Annotated in this window: 24 protein-coding genes and 1 pseudogene; 9 read left to right on the forward strand and 16 right to left on the reverse strand. The window is 73.3% G+C overall.

Annotation, left to right across the window (positions count from 1 at the left end):
- Positions 1-40: 40 nt before the first annotated feature.
- The 9 genes from AB0C69_RS10265 to AB0C69_RS10305 form a co-directional block, all read right to left on the reverse strand.
- A complete protein-coding gene (locus AB0C69_RS10265; protein WP_345178665.1) occupies positions 41-295 on the reverse strand; it encodes an acyl carrier protein in 255 nt (84 codons plus the stop codon).
- Between the two features lie 55 nt (positions 296-350).
- Positions 351-1,319: a beta-ketoacyl-ACP synthase III gene (locus AB0C69_RS10270; RefSeq protein ID WP_360352256.1), complete on the reverse strand. Its 969-nt coding sequence runs from the start codon at positions 1,317-1,319 to the stop codon at positions 351-353.
- Complete coding sequence (locus AB0C69_RS10275; protein WP_353834574.1) at positions 1,316-2,245, reverse strand: acyltransferase domain-containing protein; 930 nt, start codon at positions 2,243-2,245, stop codon at positions 1,316-1,318. The genes AB0C69_RS10270 and AB0C69_RS10275 overlap by 4 nt, the downstream gene beginning before the upstream one ends.
- Positions 2,246-2,420: 175 nt before the next feature.
- On the reverse strand, positions 2,421-3,608 hold the full coding sequence (locus AB0C69_RS10280) for a helix-turn-helix domain-containing protein (RefSeq protein WP_360352260.1): 1,188 nt from the start codon (positions 3,606-3,608) through the stop codon (positions 2,421-2,423).
- A 54-nt stretch (positions 3,609-3,662) separates the two neighbouring features.
- Complete coding sequence (locus tag AB0C69_RS10285) at positions 3,663-4,688, reverse strand: alpha/beta hydrolase (protein ID WP_345178659.1); 1,026 nt, start codon at positions 4,686-4,688, stop codon at positions 3,663-3,665.
- 385 nt (positions 4,689-5,073) lie between these two features.
- On the reverse strand, positions 5,074-5,220 hold the full coding sequence (locus AB0C69_RS10290; RefSeq protein ID WP_360352263.1) for a hypothetical protein: 147 nt from the start codon (positions 5,218-5,220) through the stop codon (positions 5,074-5,076).
- Positions 5,213-6,160 (reverse strand): alpha/beta hydrolase, encoded by a 948-nt coding sequence (locus AB0C69_RS10295; protein ID WP_360352266.1) that lies wholly within the window; start codon positions 6,158-6,160, stop codon positions 5,213-5,215. The genes AB0C69_RS10290 and AB0C69_RS10295 overlap by 8 nt, the downstream gene beginning before the upstream one ends.
- Before the next feature lie 151 nt (positions 6,161-6,311).
- Positions 6,312-6,977, reverse strand: a complete 666-nt coding sequence (locus tag AB0C69_RS10300) for a response regulator transcription factor (RefSeq protein ID WP_345178654.1) — start codon at positions 6,975-6,977, stop codon at positions 6,312-6,314.
- The gene (locus AB0C69_RS10305; RefSeq protein ID WP_360352270.1) at positions 6,974-8,251 is read right to left on the reverse strand and encodes a sensor histidine kinase; all 1,278 of its coding nucleotides are present in this window, start codon (positions 8,249-8,251) and stop codon (positions 6,974-6,976) included. The genes AB0C69_RS10300 and AB0C69_RS10305 overlap by 4 nt, the downstream gene beginning before the upstream one ends.
- A gap of 84 nt (positions 8,252-8,335) precedes the next feature.
- Between AB0C69_RS10305 and AB0C69_RS10310 the strand changes: the two genes are divergently transcribed.
- Complete coding sequence (locus AB0C69_RS10310; RefSeq protein WP_360352273.1) at positions 8,336-9,364, forward strand: PHP domain-containing protein; 1,029 nt, start codon at positions 8,336-8,338, stop codon at positions 9,362-9,364.
- A 3-nt stretch (positions 9,365-9,367) separates the two neighbouring features.
- Here AB0C69_RS10310 and AB0C69_RS10315 read toward each other — a convergent pair whose 3' ends face one another.
- The gene (locus AB0C69_RS10315) at positions 9,368-9,715 is read right to left on the reverse strand and encodes a hypothetical protein (RefSeq protein WP_360352276.1); all 348 of its coding nucleotides are present in this window, start codon (positions 9,713-9,715) and stop codon (positions 9,368-9,370) included.
- A 14-nt stretch (positions 9,716-9,729) separates the two neighbouring features.
- Here AB0C69_RS10315 and AB0C69_RS10320 point away from each other — a divergent pair.
- Positions 9,730-9,894, forward strand: a pseudogene (locus AB0C69_RS10320) (DUF397 domain-containing protein); the annotation flags it as partial.
- Between the two features lie 4 nt (positions 9,895-9,898).
- Here AB0C69_RS10320 and AB0C69_RS10325 read toward each other — a convergent pair.
- Positions 9,899-10,900: a PHB depolymerase family esterase gene (locus AB0C69_RS10325; protein ID WP_360352279.1), complete on the reverse strand. Its 1,002-nt coding sequence runs from the start codon at positions 10,898-10,900 to the stop codon at positions 9,899-9,901.
- Positions 10,901-10,909: 9 nt separating this feature from the next.
- Positions 10,910-12,238 carry a tannase/feruloyl esterase family alpha/beta hydrolase gene (locus AB0C69_RS10330; RefSeq protein WP_360352282.1) on the reverse strand — a complete coding sequence of 443 codons (1,329 nt, stop codon included), beginning with the start codon at positions 12,236-12,238 and terminating at the stop codon, positions 10,910-10,912.
- A 261-nt stretch (positions 12,239-12,499) separates the two neighbouring features.
- Between AB0C69_RS10330 and AB0C69_RS10335 the strand changes: the two genes are divergently transcribed.
- The 5 genes from AB0C69_RS10335 to AB0C69_RS10355 all read left to right on the forward strand — a co-directional run bounded on the left by AB0C69_RS10335 (position 12,500) and on the right by AB0C69_RS10355 (position 17,170).
- Positions 12,500-13,273, forward strand: coding sequence for an ABC transporter ATP-binding protein (locus tag AB0C69_RS10335; protein ID WP_360352285.1), 774 nt, complete (start codon positions 12,500-12,502; stop codon positions 13,271-13,273).
- Entirely contained in the window at positions 13,260-13,952 is a 693-nt protein-coding gene (locus AB0C69_RS10340; protein ID WP_360352288.1) for an ABC transporter ATP-binding protein, read from the forward strand. Before AB0C69_RS10335 ends, AB0C69_RS10340 begins: the two co-directional genes overlap by 14 nt.
- Positions 13,953-13,962: 10 nt before the next feature.
- Positions 13,963-15,201 carry an ABC transporter substrate-binding protein gene (locus tag AB0C69_RS10345; protein ID WP_360352291.1) on the forward strand — a complete coding sequence of 413 codons (1,239 nt, stop codon included), beginning with the start codon at positions 13,963-13,965 and terminating at the stop codon, positions 15,199-15,201.
- A gap of 12 nt (positions 15,202-15,213) precedes the next feature.
- Positions 15,214-16,074, forward strand: coding sequence for a branched-chain amino acid ABC transporter permease (locus tag AB0C69_RS10350; RefSeq protein WP_345178634.1), 861 nt, complete (start codon positions 15,214-15,216; stop codon positions 16,072-16,074).
- 106 nt (positions 16,075-16,180) lie between these two features.
- The gene (locus tag AB0C69_RS10355) at positions 16,181-17,170 is read left to right on the forward strand and encodes a branched-chain amino acid ABC transporter permease (protein WP_360352294.1); all 990 of its coding nucleotides are present in this window, start codon (positions 16,181-16,183) and stop codon (positions 17,168-17,170) included.
- 62 nt (positions 17,171-17,232) lie between these two features.
- Here AB0C69_RS10355 and AB0C69_RS10360 read toward each other — a convergent pair whose 3' ends face one another.
- Together AB0C69_RS10360 and AB0C69_RS10365 are read right to left on the reverse strand one after the other, a co-directional pair.
- Positions 17,233-19,116, reverse strand: coding sequence for a GAF domain-containing protein (locus AB0C69_RS10360; RefSeq protein ID WP_360352297.1), 1,884 nt, complete (start codon positions 19,114-19,116; stop codon positions 17,233-17,235).
- Between the two features lie 11 nt (positions 19,117-19,127).
- The gene (locus AB0C69_RS10365; RefSeq protein WP_345178630.1) at positions 19,128-19,916 is read right to left on the reverse strand and encodes a 3-hydroxybutyrate dehydrogenase; all 789 of its coding nucleotides are present in this window, start codon (positions 19,914-19,916) and stop codon (positions 19,128-19,130) included.
- A 172-nt stretch (positions 19,917-20,088) separates the two neighbouring features.
- On the opposite strand from AB0C69_RS10365, the gene AB0C69_RS10370 reads away from it, so the two are divergent.
- Positions 20,089-21,039: an alpha/beta hydrolase gene (locus tag AB0C69_RS10370; RefSeq protein WP_345178629.1), complete on the forward strand. Its 951-nt coding sequence runs from the start codon at positions 20,089-20,091 to the stop codon at positions 21,037-21,039.
- A 29-nt stretch (positions 21,040-21,068) separates the two neighbouring features.
- Positions 21,069-21,776, forward strand: a complete 708-nt coding sequence (locus AB0C69_RS10375) for a WYL domain-containing protein (RefSeq protein ID WP_360352302.1) — start codon at positions 21,069-21,071, stop codon at positions 21,774-21,776.
- A 55-nt stretch (positions 21,777-21,831) separates the two neighbouring features.
- Here AB0C69_RS10375 and AB0C69_RS10380 read toward each other — a convergent pair whose 3' ends face one another.
- On the reverse strand, positions 21,832-22,122 hold the full coding sequence (locus AB0C69_RS10380) for a hypothetical protein (RefSeq protein WP_360352305.1): 291 nt from the start codon (positions 22,120-22,122) through the stop codon (positions 21,832-21,834).
- Positions 22,123-22,144: 22 nt separating this feature from the next.
- Complete coding sequence (locus tag AB0C69_RS10385) at positions 22,145-22,900, reverse strand: L,D-transpeptidase (protein WP_360352308.1); 756 nt, start codon at positions 22,898-22,900, stop codon at positions 22,145-22,147.
- Between the last annotated feature and the right edge of the window lies 1 nt (position 22,901).

A 22,901-nucleotide genomic window follows, 5' to 3' on the forward strand; every position in this document is an offset into this window, starting at 1 on the left:
GGCGCGCCGCCTCCCGGGTGGCGGCGCGCCCTCCCGCGGCTCAGCTCTGCAGGTTCTGGACGAAGTTGACGACGTCCTTGACCGTCTTCAGGTTGCGCAGCTCGTCGTCGGGGATCTCGACGTTGAACCGGTCCTGGGCGGCCACCGCGATCTCCACCATCGACAGGGAGTCGATGTCGAGGTCGTCGATGAAGTTCTTCTCCGGGGTCACCTCGGACTTGTCGATCCCGACGATCTCGTCGATGATCTCGGCGAGGCCGTCCAAGATCTCCTGTTCGGTGGCGACTGCTTTCATGTTCAGGGTTCTCCTTCGGTGGGTTGGTCCAGAGCCTGCGAGCAGGCGTGACGGCCTACGGGATCTGGATGACTTGGGCAGCGTAGGACAGCCCGGCGCCGAACCCGACCAGCAGGGCCGGGGCGCCGGACGGCACGTCGCCGCGTTCGATCATTCGGGACAGCGCCAGCGGGATCGAGGCGCCCGAGGTGTTGCCGGACTCCACGATGTCGGTGGCGACGACGGCGTTGGACGCCTTCACCTTGCGGGCGATCGCCTCGATGATCCGCAGGTTGGCCTGGTGCGGGACGACGGCGGCGAGTTCCTCGGGCTTGACCCCGGCCCGCTCGCACGCCTGGAGCGCGATCGGCGCGATGGCGGTGGTGGCCCAGCGGAAGACCGCCTGCCCCTCCTGCCGGATGAACGAGTTGCGGTCATCAATGATGATCTTGTCGTACTTGTCGCCGGCGCTGCCCCACACGACGGGGCCGATCCCGGGCGCCTCGCTGGGCGCGACGACCGCCGCGCCCGCGCCGTCGGCGAAGATGATGCAGGTGGAGCGGTCGGTCCAGTCGATCCACTGGGACATCTTCTCGGCGCCGACCACCAGCACGTTGCGGGCGCTGCCGGCCCGGACCGCCGCGCTGGCGGTGCCGAGCGCGTAGCAGAAGCCGGCGCAGGCGGCGTTGAGGTCGAAGGCGCCGGGCGCCTCGATGCCGAGGCGGTGCGCGACCTGCGCGGCGTGGCCCGGCATCGGCGTCTCCGCCGAGCAGGTCGCCAGGATCACCAGGTCGATGTCGGAGGGCGCGAGGCCGCTGTTCGCCAGCGCCTTGCCGGCGGCGTGCACGCCGAGCTCGACGATGCCCTCGTCGTCGCCGGCGATGCGCCGCTCGGAGATGCCGACGCGGCTGCGGATCCACTCGTCGTTGGTGTCGACGGTGCGCGCGAGGTCGTCGTTGGTGACGATGCGGGCGGGGCGGTAGTCGCCGAACGCGAGGACGCGGGCGCCGGGCGCCGCCTCGGGGATGGTGAGTCCGGCGGTCATGACGCGTCCGCCTCGATCAGCTCGCGGGCCTTGTCAAGGTCGGCGGGGGTCTTGAGGGCGACCAGCTCGATTCCCTTCAGCTCGCGCCGGGCCAGCCCGACGAGCGTCCCGGCGGGCGGCAGCTCGATGATCGCGGTGACGCCGAGCTCGCGCATGGTCGCCATGCACGCGTCCCAGCGGACGGGGGCGCTGACCTGCTCGACGAGCCGGGCGACGAAGTCGCGGCCGCTCTCGACGACGGCGCCGTCGCGGTTCTGGAGCAGCTTCGCCCGCGGGTCGGCGACGGGCACGCCGGGCGCGAGGCGGCGCAGGGCGCCGACGGCGGGCTCCATGTGCTCGGTGTGGAAGGCGCCCGCGACCGACAGCGGCCGAAGGCGCGCCTTGGCGGGCGGCTCGTCGGCGAACTTCGCGAGGCGCTCGGTCGTCCCGGCGGCGACGACCTGGCCGGCGCCGTTGACGTTGGCGGGGGTGAGACCGTGCTTGTCGATCGCGGCGAGGACCTCGTCGGCGTCGCCGCCGAGCACGGCCGTCATGCCGGTCTCGGTGACGGCGGCGGCCTCGGCCATCGCCCGGCCCCGCTCCCGGACGAGGACCAGCGCGGCCTCGGGGGTGAGCACCCCGGCGATCGCGGCGGCGGCCAGCTCGCCGACGCTGTGACCGGCGACGGCGTCGGGCCCGGTCCGGCCGCCCGGGGCGCCGTCGTAGAGGGCCTCGGACGCGGCGATCGCGGCGGCGACCAGCAGCGGCTGCGCGACCGCGGTGTCGCGGATCTCCTCGGCGTCCGCGGACGTCCCGTAGCGCACCAGGTCCAGACCCGTGACCGCCGACCACCAGGCGAACCGGTCGGCGACGCCGGGTTTCTCTAGCCATGGCTGCAGGAAGCCGGGGGTCTGGGCGCCCTGGCCGGGCGATGCGAGGAGAATCACAGCGTCCAGCCTGCCGTCATGTGCCCGCGCCCACGATGCCGATCACGACGAACTTTGGTCTTGGCGCTTTGTACGACCCCTACAAGAAACCCTGGTGAGCGCCTGTAGCCCCGGCTGAGAGCCTCGGTGCGACGCTCCTCACTCCCGGGCCGTCCTCGCTACCCGGTCGTTCTGGCTACCCGGTCGTCCTGGCGGCGCGGGCGTGGAAGCGGCCGAGGACCAGGGCGATGCGGAGCGTGAAGGCGTTGCGGCCGTCGGTGGGGGCCAGGCCGGTCAGTTCGGCGACGCGGCGCAGCCGGTAGCGGACGGTGTTGGGGTGGACGAACAGGAGCCGGGCGGTGGCCTCCAGCGATGATCCCTGTTCGAGGTAGGTGGTGAGCGTGTCCAGGAGCGGGGCGCCGGCGGCGAGCATCGGGTTGTAGACGCTCTCCACCAGGTAGCCGCGCGCGTCGTCGTCGCCGTCGAGGGCGCGCTCGGGGAGGAGCTCGGTGGCGAGGACGGGGCGGGGCGCGTCCGGCCACCCGGACGCGGCGCGCAGCCCGGCGACGGCGGCGCGGGCGGAGATCGTGGACTCGTAGAGGTCGGCGACCTGCGGACCGACGACGACCGGGCCGGGCCCGCACTTGGCGGCGATCGGGCGGGCGGCGTCCATGGGGTCGGTGTCGCCGCCGACGATCACCACGACCCGGTGCCCCTGAACGCCGGCCAGCACGTCGGCGCGGGCGCGGCGCGCGGCCAGCTGCATCTGGTCGATGGTGACCTCGGGCTCCTCGTCCTCCGGGGTGAAGCCGGCGATGACGGTGACGGGCTTGGACGTCCAGCCGAGCGCGGCGGCCCAGGAGTGCATGCCGTCGTCGACCTCGTCGCGCAGCACCGCGTTGACGACGAGGGCCTCCAGGCGGGCGTCCCAGGCGGCGCGCGTCTCGGCGGCGCGGGCGTAGACCTGGGCGGCGCCGAACGCCACGTCGCGGGTGTAGCGCAGGATGGCCTCGCGCAGCTGGGCCTCGCCGCCGGGCGCGGCCAGCTCGTCCAGCCGGGTCTCCACCACGTCGATGATGACGCGGATCATGTCGATGGTGTGCTGGAGCTTGATGGAGCGCAGCAGCTCGCGGGGCGCGGTGCCGAACACCTCGCCGGCGATGGCGGGGCGGGTGCGCTCGTTGCTCTTGAACCACTCCACGAACGCGGCGATGCCGGCCTGCGCCACGAGGCCGATCCAGGAGCGCTGGTCGGCGGGCATGCGCCGGAACCAGGGGAGCTGCTCCTCCATGCTGGTCAGCGCCGCGGTGCCGAACGTCCCCATCGCCTTCTCCAGACGCTGGGTGGTCTGCTCGCGGATCTCGGCCTCGTTCGCGGTGTTCACCACAACAGAGTGCCACTCCACCCGCGGTGTCCTGGCCGAAGCGCTCAAACCGGGTCAGCCGCGGGTCACCGCGGAGGCGCGTCCGAGCGCGATGTCGGTGAGGTTGCGCAGCGACGCCGAACCCGGGGCGAGGTAGTCGCTGTGGCCCCCGTGCCCGGCGTCGAAGACCCGGGCGCCGAACCTCGCGGAGACCGGGTCGGGGCCGAGCCCGAGCCCGAGGAACCGCACGTGCGGGACGTCCTCCATCCAGTCGGTCGCGCCCCGGCCCGCCCACACCCGGGTCGACCCGCCCAGCCTGGACGCCGACCAGGTGGTCGTCCCCGGGCTGCCGTAGAGGGCGATGTCGGTGACCTGCCTCCAGGCGGCGCCGTTGGAGCCGCCCAGGGCGGCCCGGCCGCAGACCACCGAGCCGTAGCTGTGGCAGAGGAGGCCCACGCTGGCGCCCGGGTTGACCTGGTGGACGCCCTTCATGAACTTGCGGAGCTGGACGGCGCCCTCGGCGGCCCGCTCGGCGGTGAGGACGTCGCTGCTGAACGTCTTGGGCGCCGCGTAGCCGAGCCAGGCGACGACCGCCAGGCCGGGCTGGGGCGACAGGGAGCGGGCCTGCTGGTAGACGGCGCGCGCGCCCCCGCCGGGCGTCGACCAGGGTTTGCCGCCCCGCTTGTCGAACGCGGAGAGCGTGGTGTCCGCGCCGGGAACGAGCACCGCGACGCGCCGTGCCCGGGTGAGGTCGCCGACGACCTCGATGGCCCGCCCGCGGCCGCGCGGGTCGAAGTAGAGGAACCGGCGTCCGGGCTGGAGGAACGCGCCCAGCGTTCTCCGCCGGTCGGTGTCGCCGAGCTTCTCCGCGGTCTTGAGGGCCTCCTCGATGGAGCGACGCTCGGCGGCGTACCGGACGTCCAGCGTCGACGGCGCCATCCCGGGGACCGCGACGGGCGCCGCGTAGGGGTCGGCATGGCCCGTCCCGGCGGTCGTCATCATCACCACCCCGATGGACGCGGCGGCGGCGGTGGCCCGGCGGAAGCGGCGGGCGCGCCGTCGCGCGGGGCGCGGCGAGGTCGTCGTGAGGTGCGGCGGCATCGGCGCCTTTCTACCATCGAAGATCGTTCAGCGTGTCGGGCTCACCCCCCGGTGGATCAGGAGACGCCTCTGGTGAAGTACGGGCCGGGGACCGGGTTGGTTCCCCGCGATCGTGTTCCGCGAGTGCCGCCGCGGTCGCGGTAAGGCGGCGGCCAGTGCCCCGCCGGCGGCGAGCGCGCCGCCGGGGGCGACCAGCCACGCGAGGCGCTCGGCGATCCATTCCGGCTGGTCGGGAACGGTGTGCGACCCCTCAAGGCTACCGAACGCGAACAGTGCCCCCACGGTGACGGTGAGCAATGCGGGCTGGTGCCAGAGGTAGATCGCCATCGCGGACCGGTTGGCCACCGCGACGGCCGATCGCGCCCGGGCGTGTCGCGGCCGGCGGTCAGGGCCCGTGCAGCAGCGTCGCCACGTAGACGCAGAGGAACCACGCTGAGTATCCACCGATGAGGTAGAACACGGTGAGCGTCTGCCGGGCGTCCACGGCCCGGTCGCGGTTCTCGTCTTCGCCGGGGCTCCGGTCCTCAGGCACGGGTGACCTCCGCGTCGCGGCCGAGAGCGATCAGGGCGAGGTTGCGCAGCGCGAGGGAGCCGGGCTTCAGGTAGCCGCTGTGGGGGCCCGTCCCCGCGTCGAAGCGCAGGGCGCCGAAGCCGGGCGAGACGGGATCGGCGCCGAACCCCAGCCCGGCGAACCGGACGTGGGGGACGTACCTCACCCAGTCGCCCTTCGCCCGCCCCGCCCAGACCCGCGCCGGCGTCCTGAGGTCGGAGACGTGGCGCAGGGTGGTGCCGGGGCTGCCGAACAGGACGATGTCCTCCACCGGCAGGGGCGCCAGGCGCCGGGCGGCCCTGCCGCAGACCACCGAGCCGTAGCTGTGGCAGAGCAGGGCGAACCGGGCCCGCCCGTTCACCGCGTGCACGCCCGCGAGGAGGCGCTGGAGACCCCGCGCGCCCTTCTCCGCACGTCCGCTGGTCAGGGCGTCGGCGCTCAGCGTCGAGGGGGAGTCGTAGCCGAGCCAGGCGATGACGGCGATCCGCGCGCCGGGCGCGGCGGCGCGGGCCTGCCGGTAGAGCGCCCGGCTGCCGCCGCCGACGAACTTGGGCGAGTCGTAGTTGGCCAGCGAGTTGTCCGCGCCGGGCACGACCACCGCGATCCGGTCGGCGTGCCTGAGGTCGCCCAGGACCTCCACAGCGCGCCCGCCGCCTCGGGCGTCGAACGACAGGAACCGCCGGTCCGGCCCCGCGAAGGCGGACAGGGCCCGCGTCCGCCCCTCGTCATGGACGCGCGCCGCGGTGGCCAGGGCGCGCGTGATGTCCCGGCCGGCCGCCTGGAAGCGGGCGTCGAGAGCCGGCGCCGACAGTGCGGGGGCCGGTGCCGGCGGCGCGTACACCTCGGCGTGCCCCGCGGCGGCCGTCGAGCCGGCCGCGGCCAGCACCGAAACGGCGGCGACGGTCCTGCGAACGCTGGGCATCCGGCGGTTCCTTCCTGGTCAGTGGAGTGGAGCACTGATCAGGAAGGTAGGAATCGGACGTGTCAGCGCACATCGGCCGACGGTGCCGTCCCGTGCCGTGCGCCCCCGGTATGACGGGATGGGTCCCCGGTATGACAGGACGCGGCCGGCGTCAGTCGCCGGGCCGCACCAGCCCCACCTCGTAGGCGTAGACGATCGCCTGCGGGCGGTCGCGCAGCCCGAGCTTCATCAGGATCCGCCCGAAGTGCGTCTTGACGGTCTGCTCGGCGACGACGAGCCGCCCGGCGATCTCGCCGTTGGACAGGCCGCGCGCCACCAGCGCGAGCACCTCGGTCTCCCGCTCGGTCAGCTCCTCCAGCCGCTTGCGGGACGGCGCGCGCGGGCCCCCGAGCCGGGAGAACTCCGCGATGAGCCGCCGCGTCACCGACGGGGACAGCAGCGCGTCGCCCGCCGCCACCACCCGCACCGCGTCGGCGAGCTCGGTCGCGGACGCGTCCTTGAGCAGGAACCCGCTGGCGCCGGCCCGCAGCGCCTCGTAGACGTAGTCGTCCAGGTCGAACGTCGTCAGCATGAGGACCTTGGGGGCGCCGTCCCCGGCGCCGGCGAGCAGCCGGCGGGTCGCCTCCAGGCCGTCCATGACCGGCATCCGGACGTCCATCAGCACCACGTCGGGGCGCACCTCGGCGACGCGGCGCAGCCCCTCCGCGCCGTCCGCGGCCTCGCCCGCGACCTCGATGTCGGGCTGGGCGTTCAGCAGCACGCCGAAGCCGGTGCGCACCATCCCCTGGTCGTCGACGATCACGACCCGGATCGTCACGTCGCCTCCCGCGCCTTCACCGGCAGCGATGCGGTCACGGCGAATCCTCCCTCGGACGTGGGGCGGGCGGTCAGCTCGCCGCCCAGCGCGGCGGCCCGCTCCCGCATCCCGACCAGCCCGTGGCCGCCGCCGGGAAGCGGCGGAACGGACCCCGGTCCGCCCGCGGGCGGACCGTTGACGACGCCGAGCCACACTATGCCGCCCTCGCAGGACGCCTCGACCTCGACGCGGGAACCGGGCGCGTGCCGCATGGCGTTGCTCAGCGCCTCCTGGAGGATCCGGTACGCGGTGAGGCCCACGCCGGGGGGCAGTCCCGCCAGGTCGCCGTCCAGCCGGGTCTCGACACGCAGCCCGGCGCCGCGCGCGTTGCCGACGAGCTCGTCCAGCCGCTCCAGGCTCGGCTGCGGGGCGGTGTCGGCGCCGTCCTCCGAGCGCAGCACGCCGAGGATGCGGCGCAGCTCCGTCAGCGCGTCCAGCGCGGTCGCGCGGATCTCGGCGAGGTCGCGGCGCGTCTCGTCCGGGACGGTCTCGACCTTGTACGGGGCGGCCTCCGCCTGGATGGCGATCATCGACATGTGGTGGGCGACGACGTCGTGCAGCTCCCGCGCGATCCGCTGCCGCTCGGTCAGCACCGCCTCGGCGTCCTGGTGCCGCTTCTCCTGCTCGGCCAGCTCGCGCCGCGACGTCTGCCGGACGCGGACCGCGTACCCCACCGCCAGCGGCAGCAGGAGCAGCACCGACGCCCCGGCCCCGGAGGCCGGGTCCTTGATCCACACTCCGGCGAACGAGATGATCGCGACGCCCAGCGTGACGTCGCGCGAGCAGCGCACCGCGACCGTGTAGAGGGTCGCGACCGCCGCGAACGAGCCCGCCGGGACGTAGGGGACGGTCAGCCAGTCGCCGACGTCGATCAGCGCCATCGCCAGGAAGCTCAGCCGCCACGCGCCGAGCGGGTGGCGGTCCCGCAGCGCCAGCGGCGCCGTCACCGCGACGGCGATGAAGAACTTCGTCCCGTCGGAGACGTAGAGGCCGCGCCGCATCGTCTCGGTGGACAGCAGCGACACCGTCCCGGCGACGAGCCCGACGGTGAGGGCCAGCCCGAACAGGTTCGCCACCAGCCCGTAGGGCAGCCGCCCCACCCCGATGTACCGCGTCCAGCGCAGCAGCAGGGGCCACGGCCGGTTCAGCGGCGCCGGTTCGGCTCTGCCGGTCACGGCGGCGGCGAGCAGCACGTCCCGCAGGACGCCGCGCAGCGTCACATTCTCCCCGGCCATGGGCCCCAGGCTAGGGAACCCCGGTCTCGCTCGGATGACACCGTGGTGGGACGTGCCGGGTCATACCTGGGTACGGTGCGAGACGTGGAGCCCGTCGAAGCCCTGCGCCGCATCGCGTTCCTGCTGGAGCGCGCCCACGAGCCGACCTACCGCGTGCGGGCGTTCCGCACGGCCGCCGACCTCGCCGAGCGGACGGCACCGGACGAGCTGGCCGGCCGCGCGCGCGACGGGACGCTCACCGCGCTGCCCGGCATCGGCAAGGTCACCGCCCTGGTGATCGAGGAGGCGCTGCGCGGCGAGACCCCCGTCTACCTGCGCCGGCTGGAGGCCACCGAGGGGGAGCCGCTGGACGAGGCCACGGCCGCGCTCCGCTCCGCTCTCAGGGGCGACCTGCACACCCACAGCGACTGGTCCGACGGCGGGTCCCCGATCCTGGAGATGGCCGAGACGGCCCGCTCCCTGGGCCACGAGTACCTCGCGCTCACCGACCACTCGCCGCGCCTGAAGGTCGCGAACGGCCTGTCCGCCGACCGTCTGCGCCGCCAGCTCGACGTCGTCGCCGAGCTCAACGCCTCCCTGGCGCCGTTCCGCATCCTCACCGGCACCGAGGTCGACATCCTGGAGGACGGCGCGCTCGACCAGGAGCCCGAGCTCCTCGACCGCCTCGACGTCGTCGTCGCCAGCGTGCACTCCAAGCTCCGCATGGACCGCGTCGCCATGACCAAGCGGATGGTCGCGGCGATAGCGAACCCGCGCGTGAACGTCCTCGGCCACTGCACCGGGCGCATCGTGAAGGCCGGCGGCAGGCGCGGCGGCCTGCGCCCGGAGTCGGAGTTCGACGCGGCGCTCGTCTTCGACGCCTGCGCCGCCTACGACGTCGCCGTCGAGATCAACTCCCGCCCGGAGCGCCTCGATCCGCCGAAGCGCCTGCTGCGCCTGGCGGTCGAGGCGGGCTGCCGCTTCTCCGTCGACTCCGACGCCCACGCGCCCGGGCAGCTCGACTGGCAGCCGTTCGGCTGCGAGCGGGCCGCCCGGTGCGGGGTGCCGGCGTCGCGGGTCGTCAACACGCTCCCCGCCGACGACCTCCTCGCCTGGACGCGCGCGAAGCTCTGACGGTCAGCGAGGCCTCCGGTGGATGTGCCCGCGGAACGAGGCGCCCTTGGCGATGATCTCCACGGGAGAGAACTCCTCCGGCGCCAGGCCCTCGAATCCGGTCTCGACGATGTCGCTGTAGAGGGACGAGGAGACGATCAGAGCCATCTCGCGGGCGGGGTCGGCGCGCAGTTCGTCCCGCAGCTCCTGCGAGTCGAGGAGCCGGGAGACGACGATCGGAGCCTGGCCCACCGCCCCGAAGAGCCCGTCGGACAGGGGTCCGTGGTGCATCGCCACCCGCAGCCTGATCGGCGGCCTGCGCTGCCGGTTGAGCTCGGCCAGCGCGGCGGCCAGCGCGCGCGGATAGGACACCCCGTAGCGCCTCCGGTGACGAATGCGTCGAACTGGCCGCCGGCATTGCCGCCGGCGGCCGGGATCCGGTCGTGCTCGTCCGCGATTCCAAGGCGCCCGCCGGAACGGTTCTCCGCTTCGGTGGCGCCGAGTTCGCCGCCTTTCTTGGACGGCTGGGACGCGGCGAACTCGACCCGTGAGGCGTCAGCCGCCGAGGGCGTGGACCATCCGCATGATGGTCTCCACCTGCTTGCCGCCCTTCATGTCGTAGGCGGTGTCGCCGCCGTAGCCCCACCAGTTCCAGCAGCCCTGCGGGTTGCCGCCCAGCCAGCTGGACGCGGTGGCCTGCGGATACAGGACGATCATGCCGTTGGTGTCGGCGTACTCGTTGAGGTGGGTCTTCGTCGCGAACGCGTTCCCGACGACGCCGCGCCCCTGCTGGCAGCCGTGCAGCGCCACCATCAGCCTGCACGTCCCCGAGCGGCAGCTCGCCGGGATGTAGGCGAAGCCCGTCGCGTCCATGCTGATGGACGAGGCGCTCCCGCCCGGCGCGTAGGCGTTCTGGTCGAACTCCATGAGCGTGCCACCGGGCGAGGACGCGGGCGATGCCACGGACCCGAACAGGTGCCCCAGCATCGAGCGCTCAGGGTCGTCACCGCACGTGTTGATGTAGGGGGTGTAGGTGGCCGAGCAGGGGTTGGGGCCGAGCGGGCTCACCCAGGCGTGCCCGGACGGCGAGGTCCTCGTGTAGGAGACGGCGGCCCCGAAGTCCTGGTAGAACCCGGCGAGGTCGTCGTTCACCGACTGCTTCACCGTCGAGTCGTTCGTCCCGTGGTAGATCCACACCGGGTGCCCGGCCAGGTTGCTCACCGGATCCACACGTCCCTGCGCCGAGCGGTCGCGGGCCGTGCGCTCCAGTTCCGCGGGGGCGTCGTCGTAGAGGTCGTTCATGCACGCGAGCTGCGCGGTCGTCACGTCGCCCCGCGCGCAGTGGTAGGGCCCGGCGGTGAAGATGCCGGCGCCCCGGAACGTCCCGGAGTAGGCGATGTGGAGCTGGTCGGCCATGTAGCCGCCGGACGAGACGCCGCTGACGTACGAGGCGCTGATCGAGTGGCGGGGAAGCGCGGCGGCGGCCGCTGACGCGGGCGACGCGCTGACGGTCGCTAAGGCGAGCGCGGCGGCCGCGACGAACGGGGTGGGTTTCATGGTGTTCCCCTAGCTGAGGGAGCAGGTGTTCACGGTGTCGCCCGATGCGGGGCGGGGGAGCGTGGCGCTCTTCGGTGGCGTGGTGCCGTGCTGCGTCCAGGACTCCAGGGCAGTGAACGCGGTGCGCATGCACGGCAGGAGCGGGCGCAGGCGGTCGGGGAAGGAGTCGTAGAGGCCGTCGACGTGGTTGGCGGCCTCCAGGCGGTAGTAGCGGTAGGGCGCCTTTCCCTTGGCGCGGACGAGCTTCGCGTAGACGTCGGAGTCGGTGCCGATGGGCAGGAGCGTGTCGTAGGTGCCGTGAAGGGTGATCAGGGGCTTGCGGATGCGGCCCGTGAGCGCCACGCGGGCGACGGCACGGTGGACGCTCCTCGGACGTGCGGCGTAGTCGTAGGCTGCCTCCTCTCCCGTGTAGGCGGGGTCGAATTCCTGGCGGTAGACGCGCTGGGTGAGCCCCCAATAGACCTGGTCGTGGAACGGCCAGAGGAACTCCGAGCCGGGGGCGAGGCCCGCGTTCAGGAGTGCTTTGTGGGCGGACGGGTCGCCGGTGGCCGCGTAGGACGGGTAGGCGCGCAGCACCTGCGGCAGGTAGGTGAACAGGTTCGGGCCGCCGGCGCGCCAGAGCGTGCCCTCCGCGTCGATGCCGCCGTCGTACAGCTCTGGGCGGTTCTCCAGCTGCCAGCGGACGAGGTATCCGCCGTTGGAGATCCCCGCCGCGTACGTGCGGCGCGGGGTGCGCCCGTACCGCTGCGCGACGACCCTCTTCGCGGCCCGCGTGAGCTGCGTGACCCGCTCGTTCCATTCGACGACGGCGTCGCCGGGGCGGCGGCCGTCATTGAAGAACTCGGTGCCGCTGTTGCCCTTGTCCGTCGCGGCGTAGGCGTAGCCCTTGGCGAGCGCCCAGTCGGAGATGGTGAAGTCGTTGGCGTACTGCCGCCGGTTGCCGGGCGAGCCGGCGACGACGAGTCCGCCGTTCCAGCGCTCGGGCAGGCGGATGACGAACTGGGCGTCGTGGTTCCAGCCGTTGTTGGCGTTGAACGCCGAGGTGTCGGGGAAGTAGCCGTCCAGCTGGATGCCCGGGACCCCGGACGGGTTGCGCGTCCCGGCGGCGTGCAGCCCAGCCCAGTCGGCCGGGACGGTGTGGCCCGAGGCGACCGTTCCCGCGGTCGTGAGGTCGCCGAGGCAGGCGGCCACCTGCTTCTCCGCCCCCGGCACCGCGAGCCCGGGTGCGCAGCCGGGGCTCTGCCGCGCGTCGGCCTGCGCGGCCAGGGGCGCGACCAGGGCCGCGGTGAGGGCGCCGGCCACGGTGCCGGCGGTAAGGGCGGGGCGGACGATGGGCATTCCGGCTCCTCGGGACGGACGTCAGATGCCCGCCATGGTGAGCGCCGCCTGTGACCGCTGCCACGTGGCCCGCACACATATCGCGTCGACCCGCCATGTGCCCGTGGTCGTGACCTGCGCGTGATGTGTCTCACACCCGTATCCGGCCGTCCGAATGTGGGTGCCGGTCACATGGTCCGGTCCGCGGGCGCCACCTAGCGTTCCCGGTCACGGCGGCCCGAGTGCGATTCGGGCCGTCCCCGACGAGCGCGAGGAGGGCGCATGGGCGACCCGGACCGTAAGGCCCCGGTGCTGGCGGCGCGCGGCCTGGTCAGGGAGTTCCGCGGCTTCAGGGCCGTGGACGGCGTGGACCTCGACGTCGCCGAGGGGTCCGTCCACGCGCTGGTGGGGCCGAACGGCGCGGGCAAGACCACGCTGTTCAACCTGCTGACCGGATTCCTGAAGCCGACCGCGGGCAGCGTCCGGCTCGGCGCGCAGGAACTGGCCGGACGGCCCCCCGAGCTGATCGCCAGGCTCGGCCTCGCCCGGTCGTTCCAGATCACGAGCCTGTTCGCCGAGCTCACGCCGCGCCAGCACGTGGAGCTGGCGCTCGCCGGCCGCACGGGGCTCGGCTGGCGGTTCTGGCGCTCGGACAAGGCGCTCGGCCGCCACTCCGAGCGCGCCGCCGAACTGCTCGGGCAGGTCGGGCTGGACGAGCACGCGGACGTCCCGGCCGGGTCGCTGGCCTACGGCCGCAAGCGCGCCCTCGAACTGGCGCTGGCCCTCGCGCTGGACCCGAAGGTGCTGCTCCTGGACGAGCCGACCGCCGGCATGGGAGTCGAGGACGTCGGCCGCACCGTCGACCTCATCAAGAAGGTGCGCGACGGGCGGACCGTGGTGATGGTCGAGCACAACATGAGCGTCGTCTCCAGCCTCGCCGACCGGGTCACCGTCCTGCAGCACGGCCAGGTCCTCGTCGAGGGCCCCTACGCCGAGATCCGCCACGATCCCCGCGTCGTCACCGCCTACCTCGGAGACTCCCATGCTGCGCATTGACGGACTGTCGGCCTGGTACGGCGAGGCCCGGGCCCTGCGCGAGGTGTCGCTGCACGTCGACGAGGGGGAGATCGTCACCCTCGTCGGGCGCAACGGCGCCGGCAAGACCACGCTCCTGCGCTCCCTGATGGGGCTGCACCGCGGCGCGTCCGGCACGGTCCGGTTCCTGGACGAGGACATCTCCGGGCTGAGCCCGCACAGGCGCGCCCGGCGCGGCCTCGGCTACGTGCCCGACGACCGCGGCGTCTTCGCGACGCTCTCGGTGGAGGAGAACCTCACCCTGCCGCCCGTGACGGGCCCCGACCCCTGGTCGCTGGACCGGGTGTACGAGACCTTCCCGCGCCTGCGGGAGCGGCGCCGGTTCCCCGGGACGAAGCTGTCGGGCGGCGAGCAGCAGATGCTCGCGCTCGCCCGGGTGCTGCGGACCGGCGCCCGCCTGCTCCTGTGCGACGAGCCCACCGAGGGCCTGTCGCCGCTGATCGTCCAGCAGATCGGCGACATCCTCCGCGAGGTCAAGGCGGCCGGGGTGACCGTCCTGCTCATCGAGCAGAACGTGCACTTCGCCGCGACCGTCGCCGACCGCCACCACCTGCTCGCCGAGGGCCGGATCGTCGAGTCCATGGACAACGACGAGGTCCGCGCCCGCGAGAGCGAACTCCTCCAGTACCTCGGAATATAGGGAGACCCCCATGAGAGTTCTCGGACGCTCGGCCGCGCTCGCGACCGCCGGAGCGCTGCTGGCCGGCTGCGCGGGCGGACCCGGCGGGGGCGGGGGAAAGATCAGCGATGACAAGCTCGTGCTGGCGGTGCTGACCGACCAGTCCGGCGTCTACGCCGACCTTTCGGGCAAGAACGCCGTCGAGGCCGTGAAGATGGCCGTCGCCGACTTCAAGGCCAAGTACGGGGACAAGGCGGTGACCGACAAGATCGAGGTCATCTCCGCCGACCACCAGAACAAGCCCGAGGTCGCCAACTCCAAGGCCCAGGAGCTCTACGACCGCAAGAAGGCCGACCTGATCCTGGACGTGCCCACCTCGTCGGCCGCGCTCGCCGTCGCCACCGTCGCCAAGAACAAGAAGAAGCTGTTCATCGACGTCGGCGCGGCGACGACCGAGCTGGAAGGCAAGCAGTGCAACAAGTACACCTTCCACTACGGCTACAACAGCTACATGCTCGCCAACGGGACGGGCACCGGCGTCACCAAGGACGGCGGTAAGAACTGGTACATCGTCTACCCGGACTACGCGTTCGGGCAGGACATGCAGAAGACGTTCACGACGGCCATCAAGGGCGCTGGCGGCAGCGTCGTGAAGAGCGACCCGACGCCGTTCCCGAACGACAACTTCTCCACGTTCCTGCTGAAGGCCCCGGGCCTGAAGCCCAAGCCGCAGGTGCTCGGCGCCATGCAGGCCGGCGGCGACCTCGTCAACCTGGTCAAGCAGTACAACGAGTACAAGCTGCGCGACAAGGGCGTGAAGCTCGCCGCGGGCCTGATGTTCATCACCGACATCCACTCGCTCGGCTCGGACGCCCTCGCCGGGACCCGCTTCACCGACTTCTGGTACTGGAACGGCAACGCGGGCAACCGCGCCTGGGCCGACAAGTTCAAGGCCAAGACCGGAGCCCGCCCGACGGCCGTGCACGCGGCCGACTACTCGGCGGCGCTCCAGTACCTGGAGGCCGTGCAGCGCGGCGGCACCGACAAGTCCGACGACGTGGTGAAGCAGCTCGAAGGCGCCAAGGTCAACGACGCCTTCACCTCCACCGGCACGATCCGCGCCGAGGACCACCTGCTCACCCACGACGCCTACGTCGCCGAGGTCAAGCCCGGGAGCGAGGTCAAGGAGCCCTGGGACTACGAGAAGATCGTCAGCACGATCCCGGCGGCGGAGGCGTTCCAGCAGCCCGACCCGTCCTGCTCCCTCTAGGCGGGCCGCGACGTGCTGCAACAGGCGTTCAACGGGCTGGTGGGCGGGGCGTTCTACGCCCTGCTCGCCCTCGGCCTGGCCGTCATCTTCGGGATGCTGGGCGTGGTCAACTTCGCGCACGGCGCGTTCTACATGCTCGGCGCCTTCGGCTCCTTCGTGCTGCTCGACTCCTTCGGCGTGAACTTCTGGCTCGCGCTGCTGATCGTGCCCGTCGTCCTCGGGATCGCGGGCGTGCTGCTGGAGCGGCTGTTCATCCACCGGCTCGCGCCGCTCGACCCGCTCTACAACTTCCTGTTCACCTTCGGGCTCGCCCTGATCCTCCAGGACCTGGTGAAGCGCAGGTACGGGGTGCAGTCGCAGCCCTACCCGCGCCCGTCCGCGCTGGACGGGTCGATCGACCTCGGCCTGTTCACCTACCCGACCTACCAGGTGTTCGTGCTGGCGGTGTCGGTGCTGGTGTGCGGCGCCGTGTGGGTGGTGCTGACCCGCACCCGCGTCGGCATGATCGTCCGGGCGGCGACCGAGCGGCCCGAGCTGTCGCGGGCCCTCGGCATCGACGTCGCCCGCTGGGTGACGCCGGTGTTCGGGTTCGGCATCGCGCTCGCCGCGTTCGCGGGCGTGCTCGCCGCGCCGATGCGGGCGGTCAACCCGCTGATGGGCTCCGACCTGATCATCACGGTGTTCGCGGTGGTCGTGATCGGCGGCCTCGGGTCGGTGTTCGGCTCGGTCGCCGCCGGCTTCGCGGTCGGCCTCGTGTCGGCCCTCGGCAACTACTACGTCCCGTCGCTGTCGCAGACGCTGGTGTTCATCCTGATGGCCGCCGTGCTGCTGTGGCGACCCGCGGGCCTGTTCGGACGCGAGGAGGCCCTGTGACCGCCAGAGACCCTGTGACCGCCGGAGGCCCTGTGACCGCCGGAGATCCCGTCACTGCCGAAGATCTTGTGACCGCCGGAGATCCTGTGACCGCCGAGGAGATCTCGTGATCCTCTCCAAGCTGGCCGGACGGCCGGTCCTGCTGGCCGCGGGGCTCGTGGCGGCGCTCGTCCTGCCCTGGTTCGTCTACCCGCCGGTCGCCCTGGACATCGTCTGCTGGGCGCTGTTCGCGGCCGCCGTCGACCTGCTGCTCGGCTTCACCGGGCTCCTGTCGTTCGGGCACGCGGCCTTCTGGGGCGGCTCGGCGTACGCCACCGGCCTGATCGCGCTGCACTCCGGGCTGCCGTTCCCCGTGGCCGTGCTGGGCGGCGCCGCCTTCGCGGCCGCCCTCGCCGTCCCGATCGGCTTCCTGTCGGTGCGGCTGCGCGGCATCTACTTCGCGATGGTCACGCTGGCCTTCGCGCAGATGGTGTACTTCATCGCCAACCAGTGGAGGGACGCGACCGGCGGCGAGAACGGCCTGCAGGGCATTCCCCGGGAGCTGTTCGGGGTGGACCTGTCCGACCCGTTCTTCTTCTACTACGCCGCGCTGCCGTTCATCCTGGCCGGGCTGTTCGTCGCCTGGCGCATCGTCCGTTCCCCCTTCGGCAGGGTCCTGATGTCGATCCGCGACAACCCGAACAGGGCGCGGGCGCTCGGCTACAGCATCGACCGCTACAAGCTGCTCGCCTTCGTCCTGTCGGCGGCCCTGTCGGGCCTCGCGGGCGGCCTGTTCACCGTCGGGCACGGCTTCGCGTCCCTGCAGGGCGTGTACTGGACGACCTCGGGCCAGGCCGTGATGATGGTCGTCCTCGGCGGCATCGGCACCCTGTGGGGCGGGGCCATCGGCGCCGCCCTGGTCGTGGAGCTGAACGACTACCTGGCCACCGCCGGGTTCGAGGAGACCGGGATCATCACCGGCGCGATCTTCATCGCGGTCGTGCTGCTGTTCCGCCGCGGCGTCTGGGGCACCGCCCGCGACCTCGTCGCGGCCCGTGCGTCCCGCGCCCGCCCTGCCCCCGAGAGCAAGGACACCAAGGTCGAGGCCTCGGTCTGACACGAACCGAGTCAGCGGCGCGCCGTCCCCGGAAGGGGGCGGCGCGCCGCGTCGCGGCGGGCTCAGCGGGAGAGACGGTGAAGGCGCAGGGCGAGCTGGAGTTCCAGGGCCCGCTCGGGGGTCTGCCAGTCGTCGCCGAGGAGGCGGGCGATGCGGTCGAGGCGCTGGCTCACGGTGTTGACGTGGATGTGCAGGCGCTCGGCCGTCCGCGACAGGCTGCCGCCCGTCCCGAAGTAGGCCTCCAGGGTCTGGACGAGGGCCGTGCCGCGCCGCTCGTCGTAGTCGAGGACGGCGCCGAGCGCGCTCCCGAGGAAGCCCGTCACGTCGCGGTCGTCCCCGATGAGCAGGCCGACGAAGCCCAGCTCGGACGCGCCGGCGCCGTCGCCGCGACGCCCGAGGGCCAGCAGCGCGTCGGCGCAGCGCTGCGCCTCCCGGTGCGCGGCGGCGACCCCGCCCGGACCGCTCACCGGGCCGGCCGCGCCGACCGTGGCGGGCCCGCCGAGGGAGGCGCCGAGCTCCTTGGCGACCCGGCGCGCCGCGTCGCCCGGCCGGTCGCCCGGCAGCAGGAGCACGACCTCCTCCGCCCGCGAGGCGGCCAGGCCGTGCTCCACCGCCGCGAACGACGACGCCCAGAAGGCCGCGCGGGGCCGGTGCTCGCGGGAGTCGTACTTGGCGCACAGCACCACGTGCGGGGCGCCCAGGTCGACGCCGACGCGCCGCGCCCGCGCCGTCAGCGCCTCGGCGCCCGTCCGGCGGCCGGACAGCAGGTCGTCCAGCAGCTCGCCGCGCACCCGGCCCTCGGCCTCGGTGGCGCTGCGCTGGAACAGCAGCAGCAGCGCGGTGACGAGCGCCGCCCGCTCCAGGATCCGCTGGTCGGCGTCGTCGACCTCGTCGGCGGTGCGCAGCACCAGCGTGCCGAGCATCTCGTCGCCGGTGGAGACCGAGGCGATCCACAGGTCGCCGCGCCTGACCGTGCGGCCCTGGGCGCGCGCGGAGTGCGCCGAGGCCGAGACGCCGCCCAGCTCGTCGTCGCCGAGGGGCTCCGGCGCGGCTCCGGTCGTCGCGAGCCTGCGCCCGTCGGCGTCCAGGACGTGCAGGGTGCCGCCCAGCAGCTCGGTCACCACGGCGCCGACATCCTCCACGCCGCCGCCCCGGACCACCACGGCGGTCATCCGGTCGTGCGCGCGCGCCGCCCGCTCCACGGCCGCGCTCCGCGCCTTGACCTCCTCGTTGGCGGCGCTCAGCTCGGTCAGGGCGGTGCGGGTCTCCTCCAGGAGGCGGGCGTTGTCGATGGCGATGGCGGCGTGCGCGGCGAGCGAGCCGAGCAGCGCCACCTCCTCCTGGTCGAACGGGCGCTGGCTGCGGTTCGCGGCCGTCAGCACCCCGATGACCCGGCTGCCCAGCCGCATCGGCACGCCGAGGATGGCGACCAGGCCCTCCTCGGCGACGGCGTCGTCGATGAACCCGCGGTGCTCGAACTGCGCGTCCCCCAGGTAGTGGGCGCTGTTGTACGGCATCGCGGTCTGCGCGACCAGGCCGACCAGACCGGTGCCCATCGGCAGCCTGAGCTGCCGGAACGCCGCCGACACCGACCCGTCGGTCACCCGCATGTAGGTGTCGCCGCGCTCGTCGTCGTTCAGCGTCAGGTAGGCGATGTCGGCGTTCAGCAGCCGCCGGGCGCGGCGGGTGATCGCCTCCAGCACCGCGTCGAGGTCGCGCAGCCCGGCCAGGTCGCCCGCGGTGTCGAACAGCGCCGCGAGCTCGTTCTCCCGGCGGGCGTGCCGCCGCATGATCGTCCGGACCCGCAGCGCGGCGATCTTCGTCGCCTCCAGCTCCTCCAGGACGGCCGGGGGCGCGCCCTCCGCCCGCGCCTGGACGAGGGGGCCCTCGAACTCGACGGGGGAGGCCTCCCGGGCCAGCAGTTCGAGGAAGACGCCGCAGGTCATACGGGTCATTCTTAGTGCGCCGTCCAGCCGCCGTCGAGTGCCAGGGACGCGCCGGTCACCATCGAGGCGGGCGGGGAGCACAGGTAGGCGACGAGCTCGGCCACCTCGTCCGGCTCGATCAGCCGCTTCACCGCCGCGTGGTCGAGCATGATCCGCTCGACGACCTCGTCCTCGGGCAGCCCGTGCGTGCGCGCCTGGTCGGCGATCTGGTTCTCCACCAGCGGCGTCCGGACGTAGGCGGGGTTGACGCAGTTGGACGTCACGCCGTGCGGGGCGCCCTCCAGCGCGATCACCTTGGACAGCCCTTCGAGGCCGTGCTTGGCCGTCACGTAGGCCGCCTTGTACGGCGAGGCCCGCAGCCCGTGCACGGACGAGATGTTGACGACGCGGCCCCAGCCGCGCTCGTACATGCCGGGCAGCGCGTCCCGCACCAGCCGGAACGGCGCCTCGACCATCAGCCGCAGGATCCGCGCGAACGTGTCCGGCGGGAAGTCCTGGAGCGGCGCCACGTACTGGATCCCGGCGTTGTTGACCAGGATGTCCGCGCCGGCGGCCAGCCCGTCGAGCGCGTCCACGTCGGCCAGGTCGGCGAGCAGGGGGACCCCGCCGATCTCGGCGGCGGTCCGCTCGGCCGCGTCCCCGTCGATGTCGGCCACCACCACCTCGGCGCCCGCCGCCGCGAGCCGCCGGGCGCAGGCGCGGCCGATGCCGCTCGCGCCGCCGGTGACCAGGGCGCGCCGGCCCGCCAGGTCCAGCGTCCCCGAAGTCCCCGCGTCCACCCGCGGTGTCACGCTCGTCATGCGCAGAACTTATGGACCGTGAGCCCGCCCTCCCATGTGGGCCGCGCACACAATCCACCGCCGGACGGTATGGGTGCGCCTGGTTCAGCCCTTTTCTCCTCCCGCGTCCCGAGCATGCGCCTGGGCGGCTACCGTTGGCCCGCACTGGCCGGCCACGCCGCGAGGGGTAGGGATGCACGAGATCAGGCACCGCTTCGTCCGGTCGGACAGCGGGCTGCGCATGCACGTCGCCGAGGCGGGCGAAGGGCCCCTCGTGCTCCTCCTGCACGGCTTCCCCGAATGCTGGTACTCCTGGCGGCACCAGCTCACCGCGCTCGCCGAGGCGGGCTTCCACGCCGTCGCGCCCGACCAGCGCGGCTACGCCCGCACGGGCGGCCCCGCCGATCCCGGCCAGTACACGATCCTGCACCTGGCCGCGGACGCGGTCGGGCTCGTCGGCCCGCTCGGCGCCGACCGCGCCGTCGTCGTCGGCCACGACTGGGGCGCCCCCGTCGCCTGGGCCGTCGCCCAGATGCGCCCCGACAAGGTGCGCGGCGTGGTCGGGATGTCGGTGCCGCACCGGCCGCGCGGCAGCAGGCCGCCGGTGGAGTCCATGCGCCGCCTGTTCGGCGACGGCTTCTACATGGTGCACTTCCAGCAGCCGGACGTCCCGGAGGCCGAACTCGACCGCGACCGGGCCGCCACGTTCCGCCGCATGCTGTACGGGGTGTCGGGCGACGGCCCGTGCCCGCCGCTGATCGCCCCGGAGGGCGGCGGCTTCCTCGACGGCCTCCCCGACCCGGAGAAGCTGCCCGGCTGGCTCACCGGCGACGACATCGCCGCCTACGTCGAGGAGTACGCGGAGAGCGGCTTCACCGGCCCGGTCAACTGGTACCGCAACCTCGACCGCAACTGGGAGCTCACCGCCGCCTGGCACCGCGCCCCCATCGGCCCGCCCGCCCTCTACATCGCGGGCGACCGCGACCTGGTCGCCGTCGGCGCCCGCGACGCCGTCGCCTCCATGCGCGACTTCGTGCCGAACCTGCGCGAGACCGTCTGGCTGTCCGGATGCGGCCACTGGACGCAGCAGGAACGCCCCGCGGAGGTCAACGAGGCCCTGATCGGCTTCCTCCGCGCCCTCTGACTGTCGGACCCGGCGCGTACGGTCGGCGCGTGAACCGCACCGACCGCTTGTACGCGCTCGTGGAGGAGCTGCGTGCCCGCGCCCCGCGCCGGGCCAGCGCGCGGGAGCTGGCCGCGCGGTACGAGGTGAGCGTCCGCACGATCGAGCGCGACATCGGCGCCCTCCAGCAGGCCGGTGTGCCGATCTTCGCGGACGTCGGCCGGGGCGGCGGCTACACGCTCGACAAGAGCCGGACGCTGCCGCCGCTGAACTTCACCCCCGCCGAGGCCGTCGCCCTCGCGATCACCCTGTCCCGGGCGGGCGGCTCACCGTACTCCCGGGCCGCCCGCACCGCCCTCCACAAGATCGTCGCCGCGATGTCGGCCGCCGACAGCGCCTCGGCCCGCGAGCTGGCCCAGCGCGTCCGCTTCCTGACCCCCGCCGAGATGGACGACCCGGCGTCCGTGCCGGCCGTGCTGGAGGAGGCCATCCGCACGCGCCGGGTGGTCCGCCTGACCTACGTCGACCGGGCGGGCGCCGAAACCGAGCGCGACGTCGAGCCCGTCACGTTCACGGCGTCCGGCGACGGCTGGTACCTGACGGCCTGGTGCCGCATGCGGGGCGGCCGGCGCGTGTTCCGCACCGACCGCGTCCGCCGCGCCGCCCTCCTGGAGGAGACCGCCCCCGAACGCCCGGTCGAGGCCATGCACGACGACATCCCGTCCGACTACACCGTCCGGCCCCTGGAGTTCATCTAGCGCCTCGACGGCGGCAGGCCCGCACGACGGGAGACGTGCGGGCCCGCGGTCACGGTCAGCCGGTGTAGTTCGGCATCTTGGGGATGGCGTTGCCGGGGGGCTGGGGCATCGGCGCCGCGCCGGGCTTCTGCGGGTTGCCGGGGCGGGCGGTCGGGGTCGGGACCCCAGGACGGGTGGTCGGGCCCCCGGGAGGGGGAGTCGGGTTGCCGGGCGGGGCGCTCGGGGTGGGGGTCGCCGCCGGGCTGCTCGGCCGGGGGGTGGCGGTGGCGGCCTCGGCGGTGGCCATGCCGGCACCGGCCAGGCCGACGCCCAGCGCGACGGCTGCGATGAGGGATTTCAGGCGCATCGATGTTCCTTTCGGTGTGGTGTCATTCCTTGACGACGACAGGCGTGCCGATCGCCAGGTTCTTGGCCATCCAGGTGATGTCGTCGTTGCCGACCCGAACGCAGCCGTGGCTGGCCCTGCCGCCCAGCGCCGCCGCCTTGTTCGTGCCGTGCACGGCGAGCTGCCCCGGGCCGCCGGCGAACGTCTTCAACGTCGGCGAGAACCCGCTCAGCCCGAAGGCGTACGCGCCGTAGGCGCCGTTGGGGTTCGGCGGTCTGACCAGCTCGGTGAAGTAGAAGCGGCCGGCCGGTGTCGGGGTGCCGCCCTCGCCGGTGGCGACCTTTCCGGTGCGCAGCACCCTGTCGCCGTCGAAGACGGTGAACGTGAACACCCTCGGGTCGATCTCCACGCGGTGGGGCGTCGACGACAGCTGGACGTCGGACGCCTTGACCCACCCGGTGCTGCCGTTCGGCCGGATCGGCAGCAGCACCTTGAGCCAGTCGCCGTCCCTGGCCTCGACGAGGAAGACCCGGACGGCGCCCATCTCGTTGGGGCTGGACAGCGTCTTCCAGGCCGCTCGGTCGCCCTTCTGCTGGTGCACGGCGATCCGGCGGCCGCGCACGGTCGCTATCTCGGCACCGCCCTGCCGCTCGGACCGCTGCGGTCCGGCGGCCGCCGGCCGGTTCGCGCCGGACGGGCCGTCCCCTGATCTGCCGTCGTCCGGCGAGCCGCAGCCGGCCAGCCCGGCGATCAGTCCGGCGGCGATCAGGGCACCGGTATGGATCTTGACTTGGCGCATG

The sequence above is a fragment of the Actinomadura sp. NPDC048032 genome (genome assembly GCF_040653175.1).
Taxonomy (GTDB): Bacteria; Actinomycetota; Actinomycetes; order Streptosporangiales; family Streptosporangiaceae; genus Spirillospora; species Spirillospora verrucosospora.

Bases quoted from the DNA above. Each gene is read 5' to 3' on its own strand.
- AB0C69_RS10295 (WP_360352266.1), bottom strand. From the start codon at position 6,160: ATGCCCAGCGTTCGCAGGACCGTCGCCGCCGTTTCGGTGCTGGCCGCG.
- AB0C69_RS10265 (WP_345178665.1), bottom strand. From the start codon at position 295: ATGAAAGCAGTCGCCACCGAACAGGAGATCTTGGACGGCCTCGCCGAG.
- AB0C69_RS10340 (WP_360352288.1), top strand. From the start codon at position 13,260: ATGCTGCGCATTGACGGACTGTCGGCCTGGTACGGCGAGGCCCGGGCC.
- AB0C69_RS10285 (WP_345178659.1), bottom strand. From the start codon at position 4,688: ATGCCGCCGCACCTCACGACGACCTCGCCGCGCCCCGCGCGACGGCGC.
- AB0C69_RS10330 (WP_360352282.1), bottom strand. From the start codon at position 12,238: ATGCCCATCGTCCGCCCCGCCCTTACCGCCGGCACCGTGGCCGGCGCC.
- AB0C69_RS10335 (WP_360352285.1), top strand. From the start codon at position 12,500: ATGGGCGACCCGGACCGTAAGGCCCCGGTGCTGGCGGCGCGCGGCCTG.
- AB0C69_RS10370 (WP_345178629.1), top strand. From the start codon at position 20,089: ATGCACGAGATCAGGCACCGCTTCGTCCGGTCGGACAGCGGGCTGCGC.
- AB0C69_RS10270 (WP_360352256.1), bottom strand. From the start codon at position 1,319: ATGACCGCCGGACTCACCATCCCCGAGGCGGCGCCCGGCGCCCGCGTC.
- AB0C69_RS10385 (WP_360352308.1), bottom strand. From the start codon at position 22,900: ATGCGCCAAGTCAAGATCCATACCGGTGCCCTGATCGCCGCCGGACTG.
- AB0C69_RS10360 (WP_360352297.1), bottom strand. From the start codon at position 19,116: ATGACCTGCGGCGTCTTCCTCGAACTGCTGGCCCGGGAGGCCTCCCCC.
- AB0C69_RS10305 (WP_360352270.1), bottom strand. From the start codon at position 8,251: ATGGCCGGGGAGAATGTGACGCTGCGCGGCGTCCTGCGGGACGTGCTG.
- AB0C69_RS10325 (WP_360352279.1), bottom strand. From the start codon at position 10,900: ATGAAACCCACCCCGTTCGTCGCGGCCGCCGCGCTCGCCTTAGCGACC.
- AB0C69_RS10365 (WP_345178630.1), bottom strand. From the start codon at position 19,916: ATGACGAGCGTGACACCGCGGGTGGACGCGGGGACTTCGGGGACGCTG.
- AB0C69_RS10380 (WP_360352305.1), bottom strand. From the start codon at position 22,122: ATGCGCCTGAAATCCCTCATCGCAGCCGTCGCGCTGGGCGTCGGCCTG.
- AB0C69_RS10345 (WP_360352291.1), top strand. From the start codon at position 13,963: ATGAGAGTTCTCGGACGCTCGGCCGCGCTCGCGACCGCCGGAGCGCTG.